Source organism: Bacillus sp. es.034, assembly GCF_002563655.1.
Taxonomy (GTDB): domain Bacteria; phylum Bacillota; class Bacilli; order Bacillales; family Bacillaceae_B; genus Rossellomorea.
On the sequence record NZ_PDIY01000001.1, the window covers coordinates 2,227,177 to 2,245,634 of the forward strand.

Sequence of the window (18,458 nt, forward strand, 5' to 3'; positions counted from 1 at the left end):
ACTATAGAAATAGTCTTTAAGCAAGTAAGGGGGAACTATTGTGGAATTACAAGCTTTACTGATCACCTTTCGTGAAGTCCTGGAAGCGTTACTGATCATCGGGATCATCACTACCTATCTGAAGAAAACGAATCACGGCAGGTTTACAAAGTTTGTCTGGCTGGGTGCCGGATTAGCGGTAATCGCCAGTGTCGGCGTAGCGATGCTCTTTCAGGTCGTCTTTACGGGATTTGCCGCGATGGGAAGCGAGATGTATCTGAAGATCGGCATCATGCTGGTCTCCTCCGTCCTTCTTACCCAGATGGTCTTTTGGATGGCGAAGCACAGCCGTGACCTTAAAGGAAACATGGAAGGGAAAATGAAGCATTTTATTTCGACAGGTAATATTGTCGGAATGGTGATACACTCGTTCCTCGTTGTTCTTAGAGAAGGTGTGGAGACTGTATTCTTCTTCGCCGCCATTACAGGCGGGGATATCGGAGCGGCCATGCAGGGCTGGGGAGCGATCACGGGAGTCGTCATCGGTTGTGTCGTAGCTTACTTCTTCTTTAAAGGCACAATGAGAATTTCATTGAAGAGCTTCTTTAAAGTGACCGGCGCATTCATTATCCTCATATCTGCTGGACTTCTTGTACAGGCGATTTCCATGATGCAGGATATAGGATTGATCGGCAGTGTAATTCCACACCTTTACGACCTGACTTGGATACTGCCTGAGCATCCGATCGATTATGCCCATTTCCTTCGTGATACGGGAACTGCCCCGTTGTTATCCGGTGATGTAGGCATTTTCCTGAAAGCGTTGTTCGGATATTCTTCCATGCCTTCCATCGAAGAAGTGATTTCGTATATCGGCTATTTCGTAGCGATTTACTTCCTGACTGCACCGAAGCGGGAGTCGGTGAAAACAAAGGAAGAGGTCAAAGGCGGAGTGAAGGATTTGAGTCCGCAAGCTAAATAAATTGTATCAGTACCAAACCTCATTGCCCTTAAAGATTGAACACCTTTTTCGAAAGGTGTACACTCTTTAAAGGAATGTATGTTTGGTGCTTTTTTAATGGTTGAGAGTCTATCAAAGTATGAGGGTGAAGTCGTTGAGAATGAAGAGTGGGAAGTATATGAGTTGGCCGAATGTGGCGGGGGCATTTGCTGTGACGGTTGTTTTTGTTCTTCAGGTGATGTGGATCCCATCCTACGCGGCTACTTGGGATATGGTGGATTTTGCACTGGGTGTCCTGCATTTCGATATGTATCAGATGCAGCCCCACTTTCCCGGTTATCCTTATTTCATCCTCGGAGGCAAATTCCTTCATCTGATGGTAGGGGACCCCGTCAAAGCCCTGACCTTATTTAATATCATTCTATATGGAAGTGCCATCATCCCTCTTTTTCTGTTAATGAAACGAATCGCGCGTCCGACATATGCAGGGATGGCAACGGCCATTGTATATACGAGCAGCTTTACGACCCTCATGGTGAATCAGCCCATGTCAGAGGGGGCAGCAATCGGGGTGATGTGGTGGTATATATGGAGTTTGGTTTTGACCCATGAGAGACACCATAAAGGATTCCTCATTCTTCCCCTGCTTCTATTCAGCCTGCTTCTTGGAATCAGGTTATCTTATCTGGTCCTTGGGATCGGCATCCTGATAGTCCTGTACAGAAAGTGGAAGAGTGGCGTGATAACACTCCTGGATACCTTCGTTTACCTACTCATTGCCATCCTGTTCCAGCTTCTCTGGGTAGCGGGGATCAGCATGTCGGAAGGAGGATTCAAAAGCTTCCTCCGACTGGCCCTCTCCTTCACGAACGGACATTTTCAAGAGTGGGGGGGAACAATCGGTGCCTCGGACCTAAGCCTCTTGGACAGGGTCGTGAAGCTGATCTTTGTGAACACGATATGGGTTGGGGGTGTCGCTGAGTTTCTCCCCCTTCTCATTCTATTGGTTGTCGGTTTGGCTGCAGCAAAGAAGGGTTCACATGGTAATCGTTATATGACACGGCTGATGCTGGTGCTTTTGGGCAGTTATTTTATTTGGGCTCTATTCGCACAGAATGTGATGAAGCCCCGTCATGCTTTGCCTTTGATCGGGATTGCTTTGTTCCTTGTATCAGGAAGAGTACTTTCCCAACGACTTACCCGGACAGGTCCCATTCTTGTCCTTTCATTCCTTCTGCTTCAGGTTTACCATACAAGTGCGTTATTATATAAACATGCATCGGACATTCCGGCTGTTTATCAAATGGCCGATTATTTAGAGAGCGAAGAGGAAGGACAGCCTCTCGTCGTATATACATGGGAGGAGTCCAGGGTACTCGAGTATCTTGACGTTCCTTTCATTCATAAGAAGGTACAAACGTATGAAGTGTTTACCACTGACACACGATATTACCCTGAACGGGATATTTATCTCACGGATAAGGTAGTCGAAGGATTTAAAAAACAGGGGATCCAGATGGATGCGTTCATTAAAGTCGAGAAGCGTTTCCATTCCAGTGAGCTCATCGATCCGATCTATCACGACCTGACATTATATAAATGGGAGAAACAGAGGGAGGAGGAAAACGGATGAATCAGAATATCACGAATAAATTAGCGCTGCTGCCTGATCAACCGGGGTGTTATTTAATGAAGGACAGGCAGGGGACGATCATCTATGTGGGAAAGGCCAAGGTTTTGAAAAATCGGGTGCGTTCCTATTTTACCGGCTCCCATGACGCGAAGACCCAGCGGCTGGTAGGGGAGATCGAGGACTTCGAGTACATCATGACGTCATCTGATCTGGAGGCCCTTGTCCTCGAAATGAATTTGATCAAAAAGTATGACCCTAAATACAATGTCATGTTGAAGGATGATAAAAGCTATCCGTTCATCAAGTTAACGAATGAACGGCACCCGCGACTCATTACCACACGAAAGGTCCAGCGTGGAAAGGGAAAGTACTTCGGTCCTTATCCAAATGTCGGAGCGGCAAATGAAACGAAAAAACTTCTCGACCGCTTGTATCCTCTACGGAAGTGCAATACGCTTCCTGACCGGGCCTGCCTTTACTATCATATGGGCCAATGTCTCGCTCCCTGTATTAAAGAAGTGAGCAAAGACACGTACCGGGATATGACAGATGAAATAGCCAGATTCCTCAATGGAGGATACAAGGAAATCAAGAAACAGCTCACGGTGAAAATGAATGAAGCCTCGGAAAATCTGGAATTTGAAAGAGCGAAGGAATTCCGCGATCAGATTCTCCATATCGAAGCGACCATGGAAAAACAGAAGATGACGATGACCGATTTCACCGACCGTGATGTGTTCGGATATTCCGTTGATAAAGGCTGGATGTGTGTTCAGGTATTCTTCGTCCGGCAAGGGAAGCTCATTGAGCGGGATGTGTCTTTATTCCCTCTCTATAATGAACCCGAGGATGAGTTCCTGACGTTCCTTGGTCAGTTCTACTCCAAATCCAACCACTTTAAGCCCAAGGAGATCTTTTTGCCTGAAGAGATCGATATCGAACTCGCGGAAAAACTTCTTGAGGTAAAAATGACCCAGCCTAAACGAGGGAAAAAGAAAGAGCTTGTGAAGCTTGCCGAGAAAAATGCCCAGCAGGCACTGGGGGAGAAGTTCGCCCTTATTGAAAGAGATGAAGAACGGACGATCAAAGCCATTGAAAGGCTTGGGGAGCATATGGGGATTTACACCCCTTTCCGGATTGAAGCCTTTGATAACTCCAATATTCAAGGTTCGGATCCTGTTTCGGCCATGATCGTCTTCTTAGACGGGAAACCGGAAAAGAAAGAATATCGTAAATACAAGATCAAAACCGTGAAAGGTCCTGATGATTATGATTCCATGAGGGAGGTGGTCCGGAGAAGGTATACGAGAGTGCTGAAAGACGGACTTCCTTTACCGGACCTCATCATCATCGATGGAGGAAAAGGTCAGATCGAAGCGGCAAGGGATGTGATCGAGAATGAATTGGGTCTCGACATCCCGATTGGCGGTCTTGCGAAAGACGATAAGCATCAGACGTCGGAACTGCTGTACGGCAACCCGCTGCAAATCGTCCCACTTGAAAAGCGCAGCCAGGAATTCTATCTCCTCCAGCGAATCCAGGATGAAGTCCACAGGTTTGCCATCACCTTCCACCGTCAGCTAAGAGGCAAAAGCGCCTTCCAATCCACCCTCGACGACATCGACGGCATCGGACCAAAACGAAAGAAACAACTTCTTAAACACTTTGGCTCCATGAAAAAGATGAAAGAAGCGACAGTCGAGGAATTTACAGAGATAGGAATTCCGGAAGCCGTGGCAAAGGTATTGGTGGAGAAATTGAAGTAGCGGCTGAATAAAAGAATTTATTTAATTGAAAATTGTGCATTGAATCACCATTTTTTATGTGCTATACTTAACAAAAATTTATAACATTATCACTTTTTAAGTGGTGATAGAGGTGCGAACTTCAAGAGTACAGGTAAAGAGGGGTATGAGCTCCGCCGACATGCCTGGAAAGGGGAGAATCGCCGAAGTGGTTATAGTCTCATGCTATTTCCGCTGGTCCTGCGTTTAAGAAATGCAGGATTGTCAAGATGATTCAATCTTGGAGAGCTATCTCACAATGCCGATGAACCTATTTGTATGTTCTGCTGTATGTTCATAAAGCAATGAGATATTATTCTCATTGCTTTTTTTATTATCAGCGCAGGACTTTGTAACCAAAGATCCTGTCCTATGGACGTGTAGGATGATTGTGATTGTACTCTTCATCATCAACAAGAGCGGAGACGCTCAGAAAGAGGGAGAAGTCGTGAGTATTATTGTTCAAAAATTCGGTGGGACTTCAGTAGGGTCTGTGGAAAGAATTCAAAATGTTGCGTCAAGGATCATTGAAGAAAAAGAAAGAGGGAATGATGTGGTGGTCGTCGTATCTGCCATGGGGAAAACGACGGATACACTCGTTGGTCTTGCAAGGGAAATCACGTCTCAACCGAGCAAAAGAGAAATGGATATGCTGCTCTCAACCGGGGAACAGGTCACCATTTCACTCCTGACCATGGCCCTTATCCAATCAGGGCATGATGCCATTTCATTCACGGGCTGGCAGGCCGGAATCGAGACGGAATCCGTCCATAGTAATGCAAGGATTACCAATATTCATACCGATAAAATGGCAACTCACCTTCAGGAAGGAAGAGTGGTCATCGTCGCAGGATTCCAGGGAATGACAAATTCCGGGGAAATCACAACACTTGGCCGGGGCGGATCGGATACAACGGCCGTTGCGATCGCGGCTGCCCTGAAAGCGGAGCGCTGTGACATCTATACGGACGTAGACGGGGTTTACACGACAGATCCCCGCTATATAGAAGGAGCAAGGAAGTTACCGTCGATTTCCTATGATGAAATGCTCGAACTTGCAAACCTCGGGGCCGGGGTCCTCCATCCAAGGGCGGTGGAGTTTGCCAAGAATTATCAAATCCCGTTGGAAGTAAGATCAAGCATCGAAAGAGTGGAAGGCACGTATATTGAGGAGGAAGCAAGCATGGAACAGAACCTGATTGTAAGAGGAGTAGCATTTGAAAATGAGATCACCCGGGTTACGGTATTCGGACTGGGAAATGCATTAACAGGACTATCTTCTGTGTTCACTACGTTGGCTGAGAATCATTTGAACGTTGATATCATTATCCAGACCCAGACGGATCAGAATACGACCAATCTATCTTTCTCGATCAAGGAGCAAGATCTCGATGAAACCCTTGCTGTTCTTGAGCGAAATAAAGAGCGGTTGAATTTCACCCACGTCGAGCATGAGAGTGGACTTGCGAAAGTTTCTATTGTCGGTTCTGGTATGATTTCAAACCCGGGTGTGGCCGGGGAAATGTTTGAAGTACTCGCTCAAAATGACATCGTGGTGAAAATGGTCAGCACTTCTGAGATTAAAGTATCTACAGTAGTGGATGGCGAGAATATGCAAAAGGCAGCAGGCGTCTTACATACGGCCTTTCATCTCGATGCCGTGAAGATGGAAGAAATCACGCTGTAGGATCAATATGGAAAAGGGTTGCCTGGACGATTCCAGGCAACCCTTTATTGAGAGCTTGCTTACTCGATCCGGTCTTTGTCGTCCCATCTTACCATTATTTTGACCGATTGGCTCCGTTTATGTAATTCGTCAGCAGCTTCTGCCACACATTTTCTTTGAAGCTGAATCTGTTCGGCAATAAAGCCCGTTTCCAGTTTGAAATTCACATCCGTTTTCAGTGACAGACGCCGTTCGATCACGGTTCCGCTCAATTCAAATGTCATTTCGTTTCTTTTTTGTTCCAGAAGTGTAAGGGTGCCCCATCCAGCTTCATCGAAAAAGGAAGATATTTCTTCCGTTGACTGAAGGGGGAATTTCCTCGAGAGCTGCTTTCCTCCCCAGTATAGGATATCGGGTGTGTGTTTTCCTAATATGTCTGGAATCAAGATGTCGCGTAACATTTCATATCCGAAGATTGGAACGGACGGCTGATGTACTTCTTCTTTTTTCTGTTCCAAGTAAATCCCCTCTTTCTATAAAACTATTATATACATGAAAGAGGTAATTATCATCCCATACCTTGAAAAAAATGACCTTGGGATATTTTGGTGATATAATATTTATTGTTTATTTATTTGAATTTTCGAACATTTATTCAGGCAAAACCTCATGTTTTCCGTTGTTGATTCATTGAAAATATTTTTGCGGTATTGTCGAATTTATGTATACGTTTTCTTGACGCTTCCACTCCTTGGGAGTAAAATGAACATGTCACATTATTGTTACAATATAAAATATGTATCGTTGTCTAATCAACAATGAAAGGCATTAGAAAACGAATTCATATTTTATCATTAAGGGGGGTAAATCATGGCTGGAAATCGAGAATTTAATTATCGCAGGCTTCATTCATTGCTAGGTGTTATTCCAGTTGGATTATTTTTAACACAACATTTAGTCGTGAACCATTTTGCCACTGGTGGGGAAGAATCATTTAACCAGGCGGCGCATTTTATGGAAAGTCTTCCTTTCCGTTATTTCCTTGAAATCTTTATCATCTTCCTTCCATTGTATTTCCATGCGATTTACGGAATTTACATTGCATTCACTTCAAAGAATAATGCAAGCAGATTTGGTTATTTCCGTAACTGGATGTTTTTACTTCAACGTGTATCTGGAGTGATCACATTTATTTTCGTCACATGGCATATTTGGGAAACAAGGGTCGCTGCAGCGTTCGGAGCTGAAGTGAACTTTCAGATGATGGAAAACATTTTATCCAATCCGTTGATGTTAGGATTTTACGTGCTTGGTGTTCTTTCAACGATTTTCCACTTTGCAAATGGATTATGGTCATTCTGCGTTAGCTGGGGACTTACGGTTACACCTCGTTCTCAATTAATTGCTACATATGTTACGATCGGGATTTTTGTCGCGTTATCGATTGTCGGAATGCGTGCAATCTTTGCCTTCGTATAAGCAGAAAAATATACGAGTCTGATAGATAAGTAAGTGCTCTCGAAGTATGGTAGGAAAAGGAGTGAGTCACGATGAGTAAAGGTAAAATCATCGTTGTCGGTGGCGGTTTAGCCGGCCTGATGGCCACAATTAAAGCAGCAGAAAAAGGAACGCAAGTCGATTTATTCTCACTGGTACCCGTTAAACGTTCTCACTCTGTATGTGCACAGGGTGGAATTAACGGAGCCGTTAATACAAAGGGAGAAGGGGATTCTCCTTGGGAACATTTTGATGATACGGTTTATGGTGGGGATTTCTTAGCGAATCAACCGCCTGTTAAAGCAATGACGGAAGCAGCACCTGGGATCATTCACTTACTCGATCGTATGGGTGTTATGTTCAATCGTACACCTGAGGGGTTACTGGATTTCCGCCGTTTCGGTGGGACGCAGCATCACAGAACAGCTTTCGCTGGTGCTACGACTGGTCAGCAGCTTTTATACGCTTTGGACGAGCAGGTTCGTCGTCATGAAGTGGCTGGATTAGTCAGCAAGTTCGAAGGCTGGGAATTCCTTGGAGTCGTCATTGATGACGAGGGAGTTGCAAGAGGAATCGTTGCCCAAAACCTTCAAACGATGGAAATCAAATCATTTGCAGCAGATGCCGTAATCATGGCGTCGGGTGGACCGGGGATCATCTTCGGTAAGTCTACGAACTCTGTCATCAATACGGGTTCTGCCGCATCGATCGTATATCAGCAAGGTGCGTATTATGCAAACGGTGAGTTCATCCAAATCCACCCGACAGCCATTCCTGGTGACGATAAGCTTCGTCTCATGAGTGAATCGGCACGTGGTGAAGGTGGACGTGTCTGGACATACAAAGACGGTAAGCCATGGTACTTCCTTGAAGAGAAGTATCCTGCATACGGTAACCTTGTACCTCGTGATATCGCAACACGTGAAATCTTTGATGTGTGCGTAAACCAAAAGCTTGGTATCAATGGAGAGAACATGGTTTATCTCGATCTGTCTCATAAAGATTCAAAAGAGCTTGATATCAAGCTTGGCGGAATCATTGAAATCTATGAGAAGTTCATGGGTGATGATCCACGAAAAGTACCAATGAAAATCTTCCCTGCTGTTCACTATTCTATGGGTGGACTATGGGTCGATTATGACCAGATGACAAATATCCCTGGTTTATTCGCAGCTGGTGAATGTGATTATTCTCAGCACGGTGGTAACCGCTTAGGGGCTAACTCATTACTATCCGCTATCTATGGCGGTATGGTTGCAGGTCCTAATGCAATTAAGTATATTGAAGGACTTGAGAAAACAGTAGAATCTGTCCCATCTTCACTATTCGACCGCTATGTAAAACAGGAAGAAGAAAAATGGAACAACATCATGTCCCTGAATGGCACTGAGAATGCTTATGTCATCCATAAAGAGCTTGGGGAATGGATGACGGATAACGTAACGGTTGTACGTCATAATGACAAGCTTCAACAAACGGATGAGAAGATCCAGGAATTGATGGAACGTTACCAAAATATCAATATCAATGACACGGCTAAATGGAGCAACCAAGGGGCGACATTCACACGCCAATTGTGGAACATGCTGCAGCTTGCCCGCGTCATCACAATCGGTGCATTAAATCGTAACGAAAGCCGCGGAGCCCATTACAAACCTGACTTCCCGGACCGTAATGATGAGGAATTCCTGAAAACGACGATGGCAAAATACAATGCCGCGACGAACACTCCTGAATTCCATTACGAGGAAGTAGATACTTCACTGATCGCACCACGTAAGCGTGACTATTCTAAAAGTAAAGGGGGAAGTAAATGATGAGTGAAAATAAAAAAGTCCGTTTTATCATTACTCGTCAAGAAAGCCCGGAAACAGCCCCTTTTCAAGAAGAGTTCGAACTTGATTACAGACCGAATATGAACGTCATTTCCGCCTTGATGGAAATCCGTCGTAATCCGGTCAATGCAAAAGGGGAACACACCACTCCGATCAACTGGGACATGAACTGTCTGGAAGAAGTGTGTGGGGCTTGTTCAATGGTCATCAACGGGAAGCCGAGACAGTCTTGTACGGCATTGGTCGATCAACTGGAACAGCCGATCCGTCTTGAGCCTATGCGCACATTCCCTGTTGTCCGTGACCTGCAGGTAGACCGCAGCCGCATGTTCGACAGCTTAAAGAAAGTGAAAGCATGGATTCCGATTGATGGGACATACGATTTGGGTCCTGGACCGCGTATGCCTGAGAAAAAGCGTCAATGGGCATATGAATTATCAAAATGTATGACATGTGGTGTATGTCTGGAAGCCTGTCCGAACGTAAACAGTAAGTCAGACTTCATCGGACCCGCACCATTATCTCAAGTACGCTTGTTCAATGCGCATCCAACAGGTGCCATGAATCAGGATGAGCGCCTTGAGTCCATCATGGGCGACGGTGGACTTGCCAACTGCGGTAACTCACAAAACTGTGTTCAATCCTGTCCAAAAGGAATTCCTTTGACAACTTCGATTGCGGCACTTAACCGTGAAACCACCTTCCAAATGTTCAAAAACTTCTTCGGAAGCGACCATATGGTTGATTAATATTTGTTGATGAAAAGCACTTTCCTTTGGGGAGTGCTTTTTTGTTATGGCTCATAAAATGCAGTCAATTGTCGCATAGTAGACTACAAATGAGCGTATGGAGTGATGGGTGTGAAGCGAATAGGATTGATATTCGCAATCTTGTTATTCAATATATCCCCTGTTGACCTGGATGAAGTGAAAGCAAAGGAAAAGGAAGATGGTGGGGCTTTCCGTCTGACGATCCTGCATACGAATGATGTTCACTCCCATCTGGAAAACGTTCCGTATCTTCACTCGGCAATTATAGAAGAACGGAAAAAAGATGGGGAAGCCCTTCTGCTGGATGCAGGGGACGTGTTTTCGGGCACGTTGTTTTTTAATGAATATCTGGGGCAGGCTGATGCTGAATTCATGAATGAAATTGGCTATGATGCCATGACGTTGGGTAATCATGAATTCGATAAGGGGAGTGAGGTGCTGGCGAACTTTATTAGGAAACTTTCCTTTCCAGTAGTGAGCAGCAATGTGGATGTCCGTCTTGATCCTACCCTTGCTCCATTAATGAAAAGTAGGGTGCCGGAACAGTCAGAAGGTGGAAAGATCTACCCTTCCATCATTCAAACAGTCAAGGGGGTCAAAGTTGGAATCATCGGTCTCACAACCGAAGATACGACTTTCCTTTCTGCTCCGGTTAAGGAGATAGTCTTTCAGAATGCCGAAAAGAAAGCGGTTGAGGAGATTGCAAAACTTCAGGCGAGAGGCGTGAACCACATCATCCTGCTGTCTCATCTTGGAGTGCGACAAGACAAAGTGCTGGCTCAAAAAGTGAAAGGAATCGATATCTTAGTCGGCGGCCATTCCCATACAAGATTAGAAAACCCGCTCGTGTACAATTTGAAATCAGAACCGACACTGATCGTACAAGCGGATGAGTATGGGAAGTCACTTGGCAAATTCACGGCTGTATTTAACGAAAGAGGGGTATTGACTGAGTGGGATGGTGAGCTGCTGGATGTGTTGGCCAAAGATCAAAAAGGGAATGACGTGTATCCTCCTGATCCATGGGCAGTAAAGAGATTGGAGCAACTGGGCAAGCCCATTGAAAAGTTAAAGAGCTTGGATGTCGGTGCGACCAATATTTCATTAAATGGAGATCGTCGGGACGTTCGGACAAAAGAGACCAATCTAGGCAACCTCATTACTGACGCCATGCTGGAAAAAGCAAATCAATATTCCCCCACTGAAATCGCATTTCAAAATGGGGGCGGCATCAGGAGTTCCATCGGGGCAGGGAAGATTACCATGGGAGAAGTGTTGGAAGTGCTGCCCTTTGGGAATAGCCTTGTCACCTTGAATCTGACGGGGGAGGAAATCCTTCTTGCATTGGAACATAGTGTAGCGGATCTGGACGGGGAAGCAGGTCAGTTCCTTCAAGTATCGGGCATGACATTTCACTTTGATCCCTCAAAGCCCATTGGTAATAGAATAACGGAAGTGAAAATACAAGGGAGTCCCCTTGACCGTTCCAAGATGTACGGAGTGGCAGTCAACGCATTCCTTGCAGATGGAGGGGATGGTTTTACCGTATTGAGAAATGCAAAAGAAAACGGCAGGATATCCGATCTGCATCTCAATCTATATGAGGTGATAAGTGAGTATCTCACCAGGTATTCCCCTGTTTCCCCGCAAGTGGAGGGAAGGATCGTGAAACGAAAAGAATAGAAAAAGAACGGATTTAGTTGTGAGGTGCATAACGATTAATCACAGGGCAATTCCAATAACTTCTACAAATCATTGACCGTTTATATCACAATCTAAAGGGCTTAGAGTGAAAAGATCTATAAGCCTTTTTTAGAATTTTCGCTTGTACGTGTTCAATAGAGGCTAAAGCCGCTTAAGCGGAGGAATTCCGGTTATTTAATAAATACAACCCAAAATATCTTAAATAGTCGGAAAAATTCCGCCTATTTACACGAAAGACGTGAAAATCGTTAAGATTACTATACTTAATCGGAAAAACTCCGCTTATATCCAGAATATAGCTCTTTTCTTCAGTCTTAACCGGAAAATTTCCGCTTATTTTCATTATCACTGATTCCCCCATTAAGGATAAGATGTCTTCCTAAAAGCCTAATCACTCACACACCTCCATTTCATATGTGCTTTTACACCTCTAAAGTAACCCCATTAATAAGAAGGCAAGCCGGTTTTTCCTGCCGGCTCTGTTTTATGCATATAGGTTTCATATTTTTCAGAAAAAGGGTATAATAAAATGAATCATCATTCATTTTTCATTTACTAAAAGGAGGATCCAATTTGAAACATTTTACATACATTGAAGATATAGAAACATGGCAACAAGAATTTTCATTTTCAATCCATATAAAGGTCCGGTTTTCTGAGACTGATATGTTTGGACATATGAATAATACCGTTCCATTTACGTATTTTGAAGAAGCCAGGATCGAATATTTAAAGCACATTGGATTTATGCAAAACTGGGTTAAACCGAAGCATGATACGATCCCTGTCGTTGCAGATTTACAATGTGATTTTGTAAAACAAGTATTCTTCGACGAGATGTTGAAGGTATATGTGAAGGCGGATCGCGTTGGTCGTTCTTCAGTAGATTTACATTACATGGGTCTGAATGAAGAAGAACAGGTTTGCTTTACTGGTAGAGGAACCATGGTGCAAATATCGAAGGAAACTGGAAAAGGTGTCCCTTGGACGGAAGAAATGAAGGTGAAGCTCCATAGCGAAAAGGTGGTCTCGAGCCCGGTTTAGCACGTGAAAGAAACCGCTGCCTATTTTTCATTTAACTTCCTTCTCTATGTCACTCTAAACCCTACCTTCACATATGATATTCTGACGACCAACAATACCCATCCCCGCGGTTTAAAGCTGGCGAAGGCAAGGAGGGTTACCATAATTGAAGGACAATGATTTTACACACAAACCGTTGCTCACCAAAAGAGAAAAAGAAGTATTCGAACTGTTGGTTCAAGACAAAACAACTAAAGAAATTGCTAGTGATCTATTTATTAGCGAGAAAACAGTTCGAAATCATATTTCCAACGCCATGCAAAAGCTTGGAGTGAAGGGGCGATCTCAAGCTGTTGTAGAGCTTCTTCGCATGGGGGAACTCAAGCTTTAAATGTAAGGGACTGATTCTAATGCCGAACAATTAACGGGTTTCTATAGCGGATACCTATTAATGTTTGAATGAGAGTCAGTCTCTTTTAGTTCTGTTCCCTTTAGACTTGCCTTGAATTTTTCCGTGAAAAAGGCGAAAATGCTAGTAAGGGGAATACGTGCTTGACCAATTATGGATATACGGAGCTAAAACTAAAGCGTTCCGGGTTATCATAAGGAGTAAATGTCCGGTTTCTGAATGTAAAAGGAGAGAAATAATGACGAATTCTAAAGAGCAATCCATTGAAGATATACAAGTTGTGGCAGATATTGAGAAAGACCTTCGGTACATATCATCGATCATTAAGCAAAAAGGAAGAGAGATATTAAGTCAGTATACCATCACGCCTCCACAGTTCATCGCGCTACAATGGTTATTCGAATATGGGGATATGACCATCGGAGATCTTTCGAATAAAATGTACCTTGCCTGCAGTACGACGACGGACCTTGTTGATAGAATGGAAAAAAATCAGCTGGTCGAACGGGTCAAGGATGAGAATGATCGTCGCGTCGTGCGCATTCATATGTTAAAAGAGGGCGAAAGAATTATTGAAGAAGTGATCAAGAAAAGGCAGAATTACTTACAGAGTGCCTTAACGGATTTCTCTGACCAGGAAGTGCTATTATTAAAGGATCATTTAGCAAAACTACATCAAGAAATTAAACCAGAATGAGGGAATAACGTGATTCAACCAATCGGCATCATCGATTCTGGGGTAGGGGGGCTCACCGTCGCGAGAGAAGTGATGCGTCAGCTGCCGAAAGAGACCATCTATTACTTAGGTGACACAGCCCGTTGTCCCTACGGACCCAGATCTGCTCAAGAAGTAAAAGCGTTCACGTGGGAAATGACTCAATATCTCATGCAATATGATATCAAAATGCTGATCATTGCCTGTAATACAGCCACTGCGGTGGTGCTGGATGAAATACAGACCCATTTGGATATACCGGTGATTGGAGTCATCCATCCGGGGGCCCGGGCAGCGATCAAGCATACTCACAATAAGAGGATCGGTGTCCTTGGAACCGTGGGGACGATCAACAGCGGCGCCTATGTGGATGCCCTTCACTCCCTTCACGGAAGCCTGGACGTCACGTCCCTCGCCTGCCCGAAGTTTGTTCCGCTAGTGGAAAGTGGAGAGTACGACAGCTCCATGGCGACTGATATTGTAGGGGAGACCCTCCATCCTCTTAAAGAGTCCGGGATCGATACGTTGATCCTCGGGTGTACCCATTATCCATTGCTGCAGCCGAAGATACAGGCTTATATGGGTCCTGAGATCAGTGTCATAAGTTCCGGGGACGAAACAGCCCGGGAAGTCAGTACGATCCTTGATTATTACAACCTCCTGTACAGGGGAGTCCAACAGCCCGAACACCGCTTTTTCAACACAGGGTCATCAGCGATTTTTTCACGGATCGCATCCGATTGGCTGACAGTCGGGGAAGTAAAAGCAGAAACCATCCGATTACAAGAGTAGGATCTTGTGATCGGATGGTTTTTTTATTTTGTTGTCCTTATTGTGAAAAGTTTCGGTCTATTTTTTGGACGGGGCTCGTATATATGTTAGTACAAACTGTCTTTTAGGAGGTTTCCCAATGGCAAAAAAAGCAAAGGTGTCAATTGCTGTAACGGTTTTAGCTTCTTCTGTATATCTTTCCGGTTGTGGTTTACTCAGTTTCGGTGATGATAAGGAGAAGATCGATCCTCCTCAAGACTTATCCTACTTGAAAGAAGGGGAGAAAGTCGATACCGCCAAGAATGAGGAATCAAATAAAAAGGTGAGCAAAGAAGAAGCGGGTGCTGAGACCGTCATGACGGAATTGTATTTAATCGATAAAAACGGCTATGTCGTATCCCAGTCCATCCCTCTTCCAAATCAGGAAAGCGTGGCCAAACAGGCCGTGGAATACTTAGTGAAGAATGGTCCTGTCGAAAACATCCTGCCAAACGGATTCAGGGCTGTATTGCCGGCAGATACACAGGTGACGGTCGATATTAAAGACGGAAAGGCAATTGCCGATTTCTCTCCGGAATTCAATAATTATCAGCCTGAAGATGAACAGAAGATCCTGCAGTCCGTGACATGGACATTGACTCAGTTTGATTCGGTTGAAAAAGTCGAACTTCGGGTGAACGGGTATCCATTAACGGAGATGCCGGTGAATGGTACGCCGATCGACGAAAATGGATTAACGAGAAAAGTCGGGATCAATGTGGATACGTCAGGCGTTGTCGATCCGACGAGCACCAAACCGCTTACCGTGTATTATGTATCACAATCCGATGATAAGACTTATTATGTTCCTGTGACGAAACGCGTCAGTTCCAAATCCGTGGATGAAGTCAAGGCAGTGGTGAATGAGCTGATCGAAGGACCGGGTTATTCTTCTTCCCTTGCAAGTGACTTTACGGGGGCGAAGCTGTTGGATGATCCGAAGCTTGAGGAAGGAACCGTGACACTGAACTTTAATGAAGCGGTGTATGGAAGCCTTGAAGAAAAAATGGTTTCTGAGCATATGCTGAATTCCCTCGTCCTCTCCTTAACCGAGCAAAAGGGCATCAAAGGGGTATCGGTACTCGTGAATGGTGAGGCGACCACCGTCTCAAAAGATGGGGAAACGGTGACTGAACCGGTGACAAGACCAGAAAATGTGAATGCAATTAGTTTTTAAATCGCGATTTTTTGATATACTATGAATAGAAACACATGAAAAGAGGTTGGCAGATTGCCGCCTCTTCTATTTTTGATTTGGCCATTTTTTACATAACGTACGAACAAAACAGGAGGGAATTATATGAGAACAGACGGCAGAGAAAAGGATCAATTGCGTCATATCGAAATCGAGACAGGATACGTCAAGCATCCGGAAGGTTCTGTATTGATAACGGTTGGAGAAACGAAGGTCATTTGTAACGCCAGTATCGAAGAGCGTGTGCCTCCCTTTATGAGAAACAGTGGAAAAGGGTGGATAACGGCGGAATATTCCATGCTTCCGAGAGCGACGGAAACGAGAAATATCCGTGAATCGTCCAAAGGGAAAATCTCAGGCAGGACGATGGAAATTCAACGATTGATTGGACGTGCCCTGAGAGCGGTCGTTGACTTGGATGCATTGGGAGAGCGCACGATCTGGATCGATTGTGATGTCATTCAAGCTGATGGCGGGACAAGAACGGCTTCCATCACAGGGGCATTCGTTGCCATGGCAATCGCCCTTGCAAAGCTTCAGGATAGTAAAAAGATTTCTTCATTCCCACTCAAGAGCTTTCTTGCAGCGACAAGTGTCGGGATGGTGGAAGAACACGGAGCGGTCCTTGATTTGAACTATATTGAAGACAGCAGCGCATTGGTGGATATGAACATCATCATGACGGGTGAGGGGGAATTTGTGGAGCTTCAGGGAACCGGTGAAGAAGCTACATTTACAATGGATCAATTACATCAATTATTGAAGCTTGGACAAGTTGGGATTCGCGAATTATTCCAAATCCAGCAGCAATCATTAGGTGATATCGTAAAAAGATTTCAATAAAGGGATGAGAGAGCCGATGACAAAACGAGTGATCATAGCCACAAAGAACAGAGGAAAAGCAAAAGAATTCCAACATATGTTTGCACCATATGGGTATGAGGTACAAACATTACTAGACCTTCCTCATATTGAGGATGTTGAAGAAACAGGCGAAACCTTTGAAGAGAATGCGATTTTAAAAGCGGAAACCGTAGCCAAAGAATTAGGGGAACTAGTGATTGCTGACGATTCGGGACTCTCCATCGATGCCCTGGAAGGTCGTCCAGGCGTCTATTCGGCCCGCTATGCCGGGGAAGAAAAGAGCGATGAAGCGAATATGGAGAAGGCATTGGGTGAGCTTGAGTCAGTGGAAGAAGCAGATCGCACTGCCCGTTTTTACTGTGTGTTGGCCATTGCCGGTCCTGACATGGAAACGAAAACGGTGACAGGAACGTGTGAAGGGATGATCCTCCGAGATAAGAGGGGGACCAATGGCTTTGGCTACGACCCGATCTTCTTCGTGCCTTCCCTTGGGAAGACCATGGCCGAATTAACGCAAGATGAAAAGAGTCAGATCAGTCATCGCGGGAACGCACTAAAAAAGCTCGGAAATATGATTTCAGACTTAGTTTAAAGGGTGAATCTGAATGAAATTATTAGTTGTAAGTGACAGTCATGGATCCAAAGATGAATTGTTGAATCTATCAGAGAAGTACAAGTCCAGTGTAGACGCCATGATCCACTGTGGTGACTCGGAGTTGAGTGCTGATGATCCTGCATTGTCATCTTATCTCGTTGTCCGGGGGAACTGTGACATGGATGCACGATTGCCTGACGACCTGGTAGAGAAGCTAGATGGGCAAACCATCATGGTGACTCACGGGCATCACTATGGAATCAAGATGTCATTGATGAAACTCCGATACAGAGCGGAAGAGGTCGGGGCGCAGTTTGTGTTCTTTGGTCACTCGCACACTCTGGGGGCAGAGTTGATTAACGGTACATTATTCCTGAACCCTGGAAGCATCCTGTTGCCACGGGGGAGAAGTGAACGTACCTACGCATTAGTGGATACGGAAGATCAAGAAATCAATGTCACATTTCTGACCCACGATCATGTGGTGCTGGATGAATTGACGCAAACATTTAGTTTGTAAAATATAGAGTGGGAACTCGTCATGTACGGGTCCCCCTCATGTTTTGATGTGTAAAAGCAAAGCTGAAAAATAAAATAAAACTTTTTCTGAAAATCTGTTGACTTATTTATGCTATGTGAATATAATAAATATTGTCCTTGAAAAACAAATAACGAAACACACACGTCCCAGTAGCTCAGCTGGATAGAGCAACGCCCTTCTAAGGCGTCGGTCGGGAGTTCGAATCTCTCCTGGGACGCCATAATCATTACATACGACCTTGATATCAGGGTTTTGACTAACAAGGGGTACTGACACAGTAAACTGTGAGGTATCTCTTTTTTTATCCGATACATGGTGCGATTGCTATTCTCAATGTGTCCCAGTAGCTCAGCAGGATAGAGCAACAGTTTCCTAAACTGTAGGTCGGGAGTTCGAATCTCTTCTGGGACGCCATAAACCCTACATATGCAAAGCTTACCCCAATGAGGTAGGCTTTTTTTGTTATCCAAATGATAT

General features: G+C 44.6%; 17 protein-coding genes, 2 tRNA genes and 1 riboswitch. Of the genes, 18 read left to right on the forward strand and 1 reads right to left on the reverse strand.

Annotated features, from left to right (window positions below):
• The first annotated feature begins 40 nt into the window (after nucleotides 1-40).
• From ATG71_RS11315 to ATG71_RS11330, 4 genes are all read left to right on the forward strand, one after another.
• Entirely contained in the window at nucleotides 41-961 is a 921-nt protein-coding gene (locus ATG71_RS11315; RefSeq protein ID WP_098439691.1) for an FTR1 family iron permease, read from the forward strand.
• Between the two features lie 133 nt (nucleotides 962-1,094).
• Entirely contained in the window at nucleotides 1,095-2,573 is a 1,479-nt protein-coding gene (locus tag ATG71_RS11320) for a hypothetical protein (protein WP_142953475.1), read from the forward strand.
• Nucleotides 2,570-4,339 carry an excinuclease ABC subunit UvrC gene (uvrC, locus tag ATG71_RS11325; RefSeq protein WP_098439693.1) on the forward strand — a complete coding sequence of 590 codons (1,770 nt, stop codon included), beginning with the start codon at nucleotides 2,570-2,572 and terminating at the stop codon, nucleotides 4,337-4,339. The genes ATG71_RS11320 and uvrC overlap by 4 nt, the downstream gene beginning before the upstream one ends.
• Before the next feature lie 99 nt (nucleotides 4,340-4,438).
• Nucleotides 4,439-4,617, forward strand: a riboswitch (Lysine riboswitch).
• Nucleotides 4,618-4,805: 188 nt separating this feature from the next.
• Nucleotides 4,806-6,044 (forward strand): aspartate kinase, encoded by a 1,239-nt coding sequence (locus tag ATG71_RS11330; RefSeq protein WP_098441800.1) that lies wholly within the window; start codon nucleotides 4,806-4,808, stop codon nucleotides 6,042-6,044.
• Between the two features lie 59 nt (nucleotides 6,045-6,103).
• Here ATG71_RS11330 and ATG71_RS11335 read toward each other — a convergent pair whose 3' ends face one another.
• Nucleotides 6,104-6,541 (reverse strand): YslB family protein, encoded by a 438-nt coding sequence (locus tag ATG71_RS11335; protein WP_286162985.1) that lies wholly within the window; start codon nucleotides 6,539-6,541, stop codon nucleotides 6,104-6,106.
• Between the two features lie 352 nt (nucleotides 6,542-6,893).
• Between ATG71_RS11335 and ATG71_RS11340 the strand changes: the two genes are divergently transcribed.
• From ATG71_RS11340 to ATG71_RS11405, 14 genes are all read left to right on the forward strand, one after another.
• Nucleotides 6,894-7,502: a succinate dehydrogenase cytochrome b558 subunit gene (locus ATG71_RS11340; RefSeq protein ID WP_098439694.1), complete on the forward strand. Its 609-nt coding sequence runs from the start codon at nucleotides 6,894-6,896 to the stop codon at nucleotides 7,500-7,502.
• Nucleotides 7,503-7,573: 71 nt separating this feature from the next.
• Nucleotides 7,574-9,337 carry a succinate dehydrogenase flavoprotein subunit gene (sdhA, locus tag ATG71_RS11345; protein ID WP_098439695.1) on the forward strand — a complete coding sequence of 588 codons (1,764 nt, stop codon included), beginning with the start codon at nucleotides 7,574-7,576 and terminating at the stop codon, nucleotides 9,335-9,337.
• Nucleotides 9,337-10,104, forward strand: a complete 768-nt coding sequence (sdhB, locus tag ATG71_RS11350; RefSeq protein ID WP_060671328.1) for a succinate dehydrogenase iron-sulfur subunit — start codon at nucleotides 9,337-9,339, stop codon at nucleotides 10,102-10,104. Before sdhA ends, sdhB begins: the two co-directional genes overlap by 1 nt.
• A 111-nt stretch (nucleotides 10,105-10,215) precedes the next feature.
• Nucleotides 10,216-11,808, forward strand: a complete 1,593-nt coding sequence (locus tag ATG71_RS11355) for a bifunctional metallophosphatase/5'-nucleotidase (RefSeq protein ID WP_179886518.1) — start codon at nucleotides 10,216-10,218, stop codon at nucleotides 11,806-11,808.
• 594 nt (nucleotides 11,809-12,402) lie between these two features.
• Complete coding sequence (locus ATG71_RS11360) at nucleotides 12,403-12,873, forward strand: acyl-CoA thioesterase (protein WP_098439697.1); 471 nt, start codon at nucleotides 12,403-12,405, stop codon at nucleotides 12,871-12,873.
• A 145-nt stretch (nucleotides 12,874-13,018) separates the two neighbouring features.
• A complete protein-coding gene (locus ATG71_RS11365; RefSeq protein ID WP_032087424.1) occupies nucleotides 13,019-13,243 on the forward strand; it encodes a helix-turn-helix domain-containing protein in 225 nt (74 codons plus the stop codon).
• 256 nt (nucleotides 13,244-13,499) lie between these two features.
• A complete protein-coding gene (locus ATG71_RS11370; protein ID WP_098439698.1) occupies nucleotides 13,500-13,958 on the forward strand; it encodes a MarR family winged helix-turn-helix transcriptional regulator in 459 nt (152 codons plus the stop codon).
• A 9-nt stretch (nucleotides 13,959-13,967) separates the two neighbouring features.
• Nucleotides 13,968-14,768 carry a glutamate racemase gene (racE, locus tag ATG71_RS11375; protein ID WP_098439699.1) on the forward strand — a complete coding sequence of 267 codons (801 nt, stop codon included), beginning with the start codon at nucleotides 13,968-13,970 and terminating at the stop codon, nucleotides 14,766-14,768.
• 118 nt (nucleotides 14,769-14,886) lie between these two features.
• Nucleotides 14,887-15,963, forward strand: a complete 1,077-nt coding sequence (locus ATG71_RS11380) for a GerMN domain-containing protein (RefSeq protein WP_098439700.1) — start codon at nucleotides 14,887-14,889, stop codon at nucleotides 15,961-15,963.
• Nucleotides 15,964-16,086: 123 nt separating this feature from the next.
• A complete protein-coding gene (gene rph, locus ATG71_RS11385; RefSeq protein WP_098439701.1) occupies nucleotides 16,087-16,824 on the forward strand; it encodes a ribonuclease PH in 738 nt (245 codons plus the stop codon).
• 16 nt (nucleotides 16,825-16,840) lie between these two features.
• A complete protein-coding gene (locus tag ATG71_RS11390) occupies nucleotides 16,841-17,437 on the forward strand; it encodes an XTP/dITP diphosphatase (RefSeq protein WP_098439702.1) in 597 nt (198 codons plus the stop codon).
• 13 nt (nucleotides 17,438-17,450) lie between these two features.
• Nucleotides 17,451-17,960, forward strand: a complete 510-nt coding sequence (locus tag ATG71_RS11395) for a metallophosphoesterase (protein WP_098439703.1) — start codon at nucleotides 17,451-17,453, stop codon at nucleotides 17,958-17,960.
• A gap of 164 nt (nucleotides 17,961-18,124) precedes the next feature.
• Nucleotides 18,125-18,201 (forward strand) — tRNA-Arg (locus tag ATG71_RS11400).
• A 117-nt stretch (nucleotides 18,202-18,318) separates the two neighbouring features.
• Nucleotides 18,319-18,395 (forward strand) — tRNA-Arg (locus tag ATG71_RS11405).
• The last annotated feature ends 63 nt before the right edge of the window (nucleotides 18,396-18,458 follow it).

What these genes read in the sequence shown, in the direction of transcription:
- uvrC (WP_098439693.1), top strand. Translation starts at nt 2,570, where the DNA reads ATGAATCAGAATATCACGAATAAATTAGCGCTGCTGCCTGATCAACCG.
- ATG71_RS11340 (WP_098439694.1), top strand. Translation starts at nt 6,894, where the DNA reads ATGGCTGGAAATCGAGAATTTAATTATCGCAGGCTTCATTCATTGCTA.
- sdhA (WP_098439695.1), top strand. Translation starts at nt 7,574, where the DNA reads ATGAGTAAAGGTAAAATCATCGTTGTCGGTGGCGGTTTAGCCGGCCTG.
- sdhB (WP_060671328.1), top strand. Translation starts at nt 9,337, where the DNA reads ATGAGTGAAAATAAAAAAGTCCGTTTTATCATTACTCGTCAAGAAAGC.
- ATG71_RS11370 (WP_098439698.1), top strand. Translation starts at nt 13,500, where the DNA reads ATGACGAATTCTAAAGAGCAATCCATTGAAGATATACAAGTTGTGGCA.
- ATG71_RS11380 (WP_098439700.1), top strand. Translation starts at nt 14,887, where the DNA reads ATGGCAAAAAAAGCAAAGGTGTCAATTGCTGTAACGGTTTTAGCTTCT.
- rph (WP_098439701.1), top strand. Translation starts at nt 16,087, where the DNA reads ATGAGAACAGACGGCAGAGAAAAGGATCAATTGCGTCATATCGAAATC.
- ATG71_RS11390 (WP_098439702.1), top strand. Translation starts at nt 16,841, where the DNA reads ATGACAAAACGAGTGATCATAGCCACAAAGAACAGAGGAAAAGCAAAA.
- ATG71_RS11395 (WP_098439703.1), top strand. Translation starts at nt 17,451, where the DNA reads ATGAAATTATTAGTTGTAAGTGACAGTCATGGATCCAAAGATGAATTG.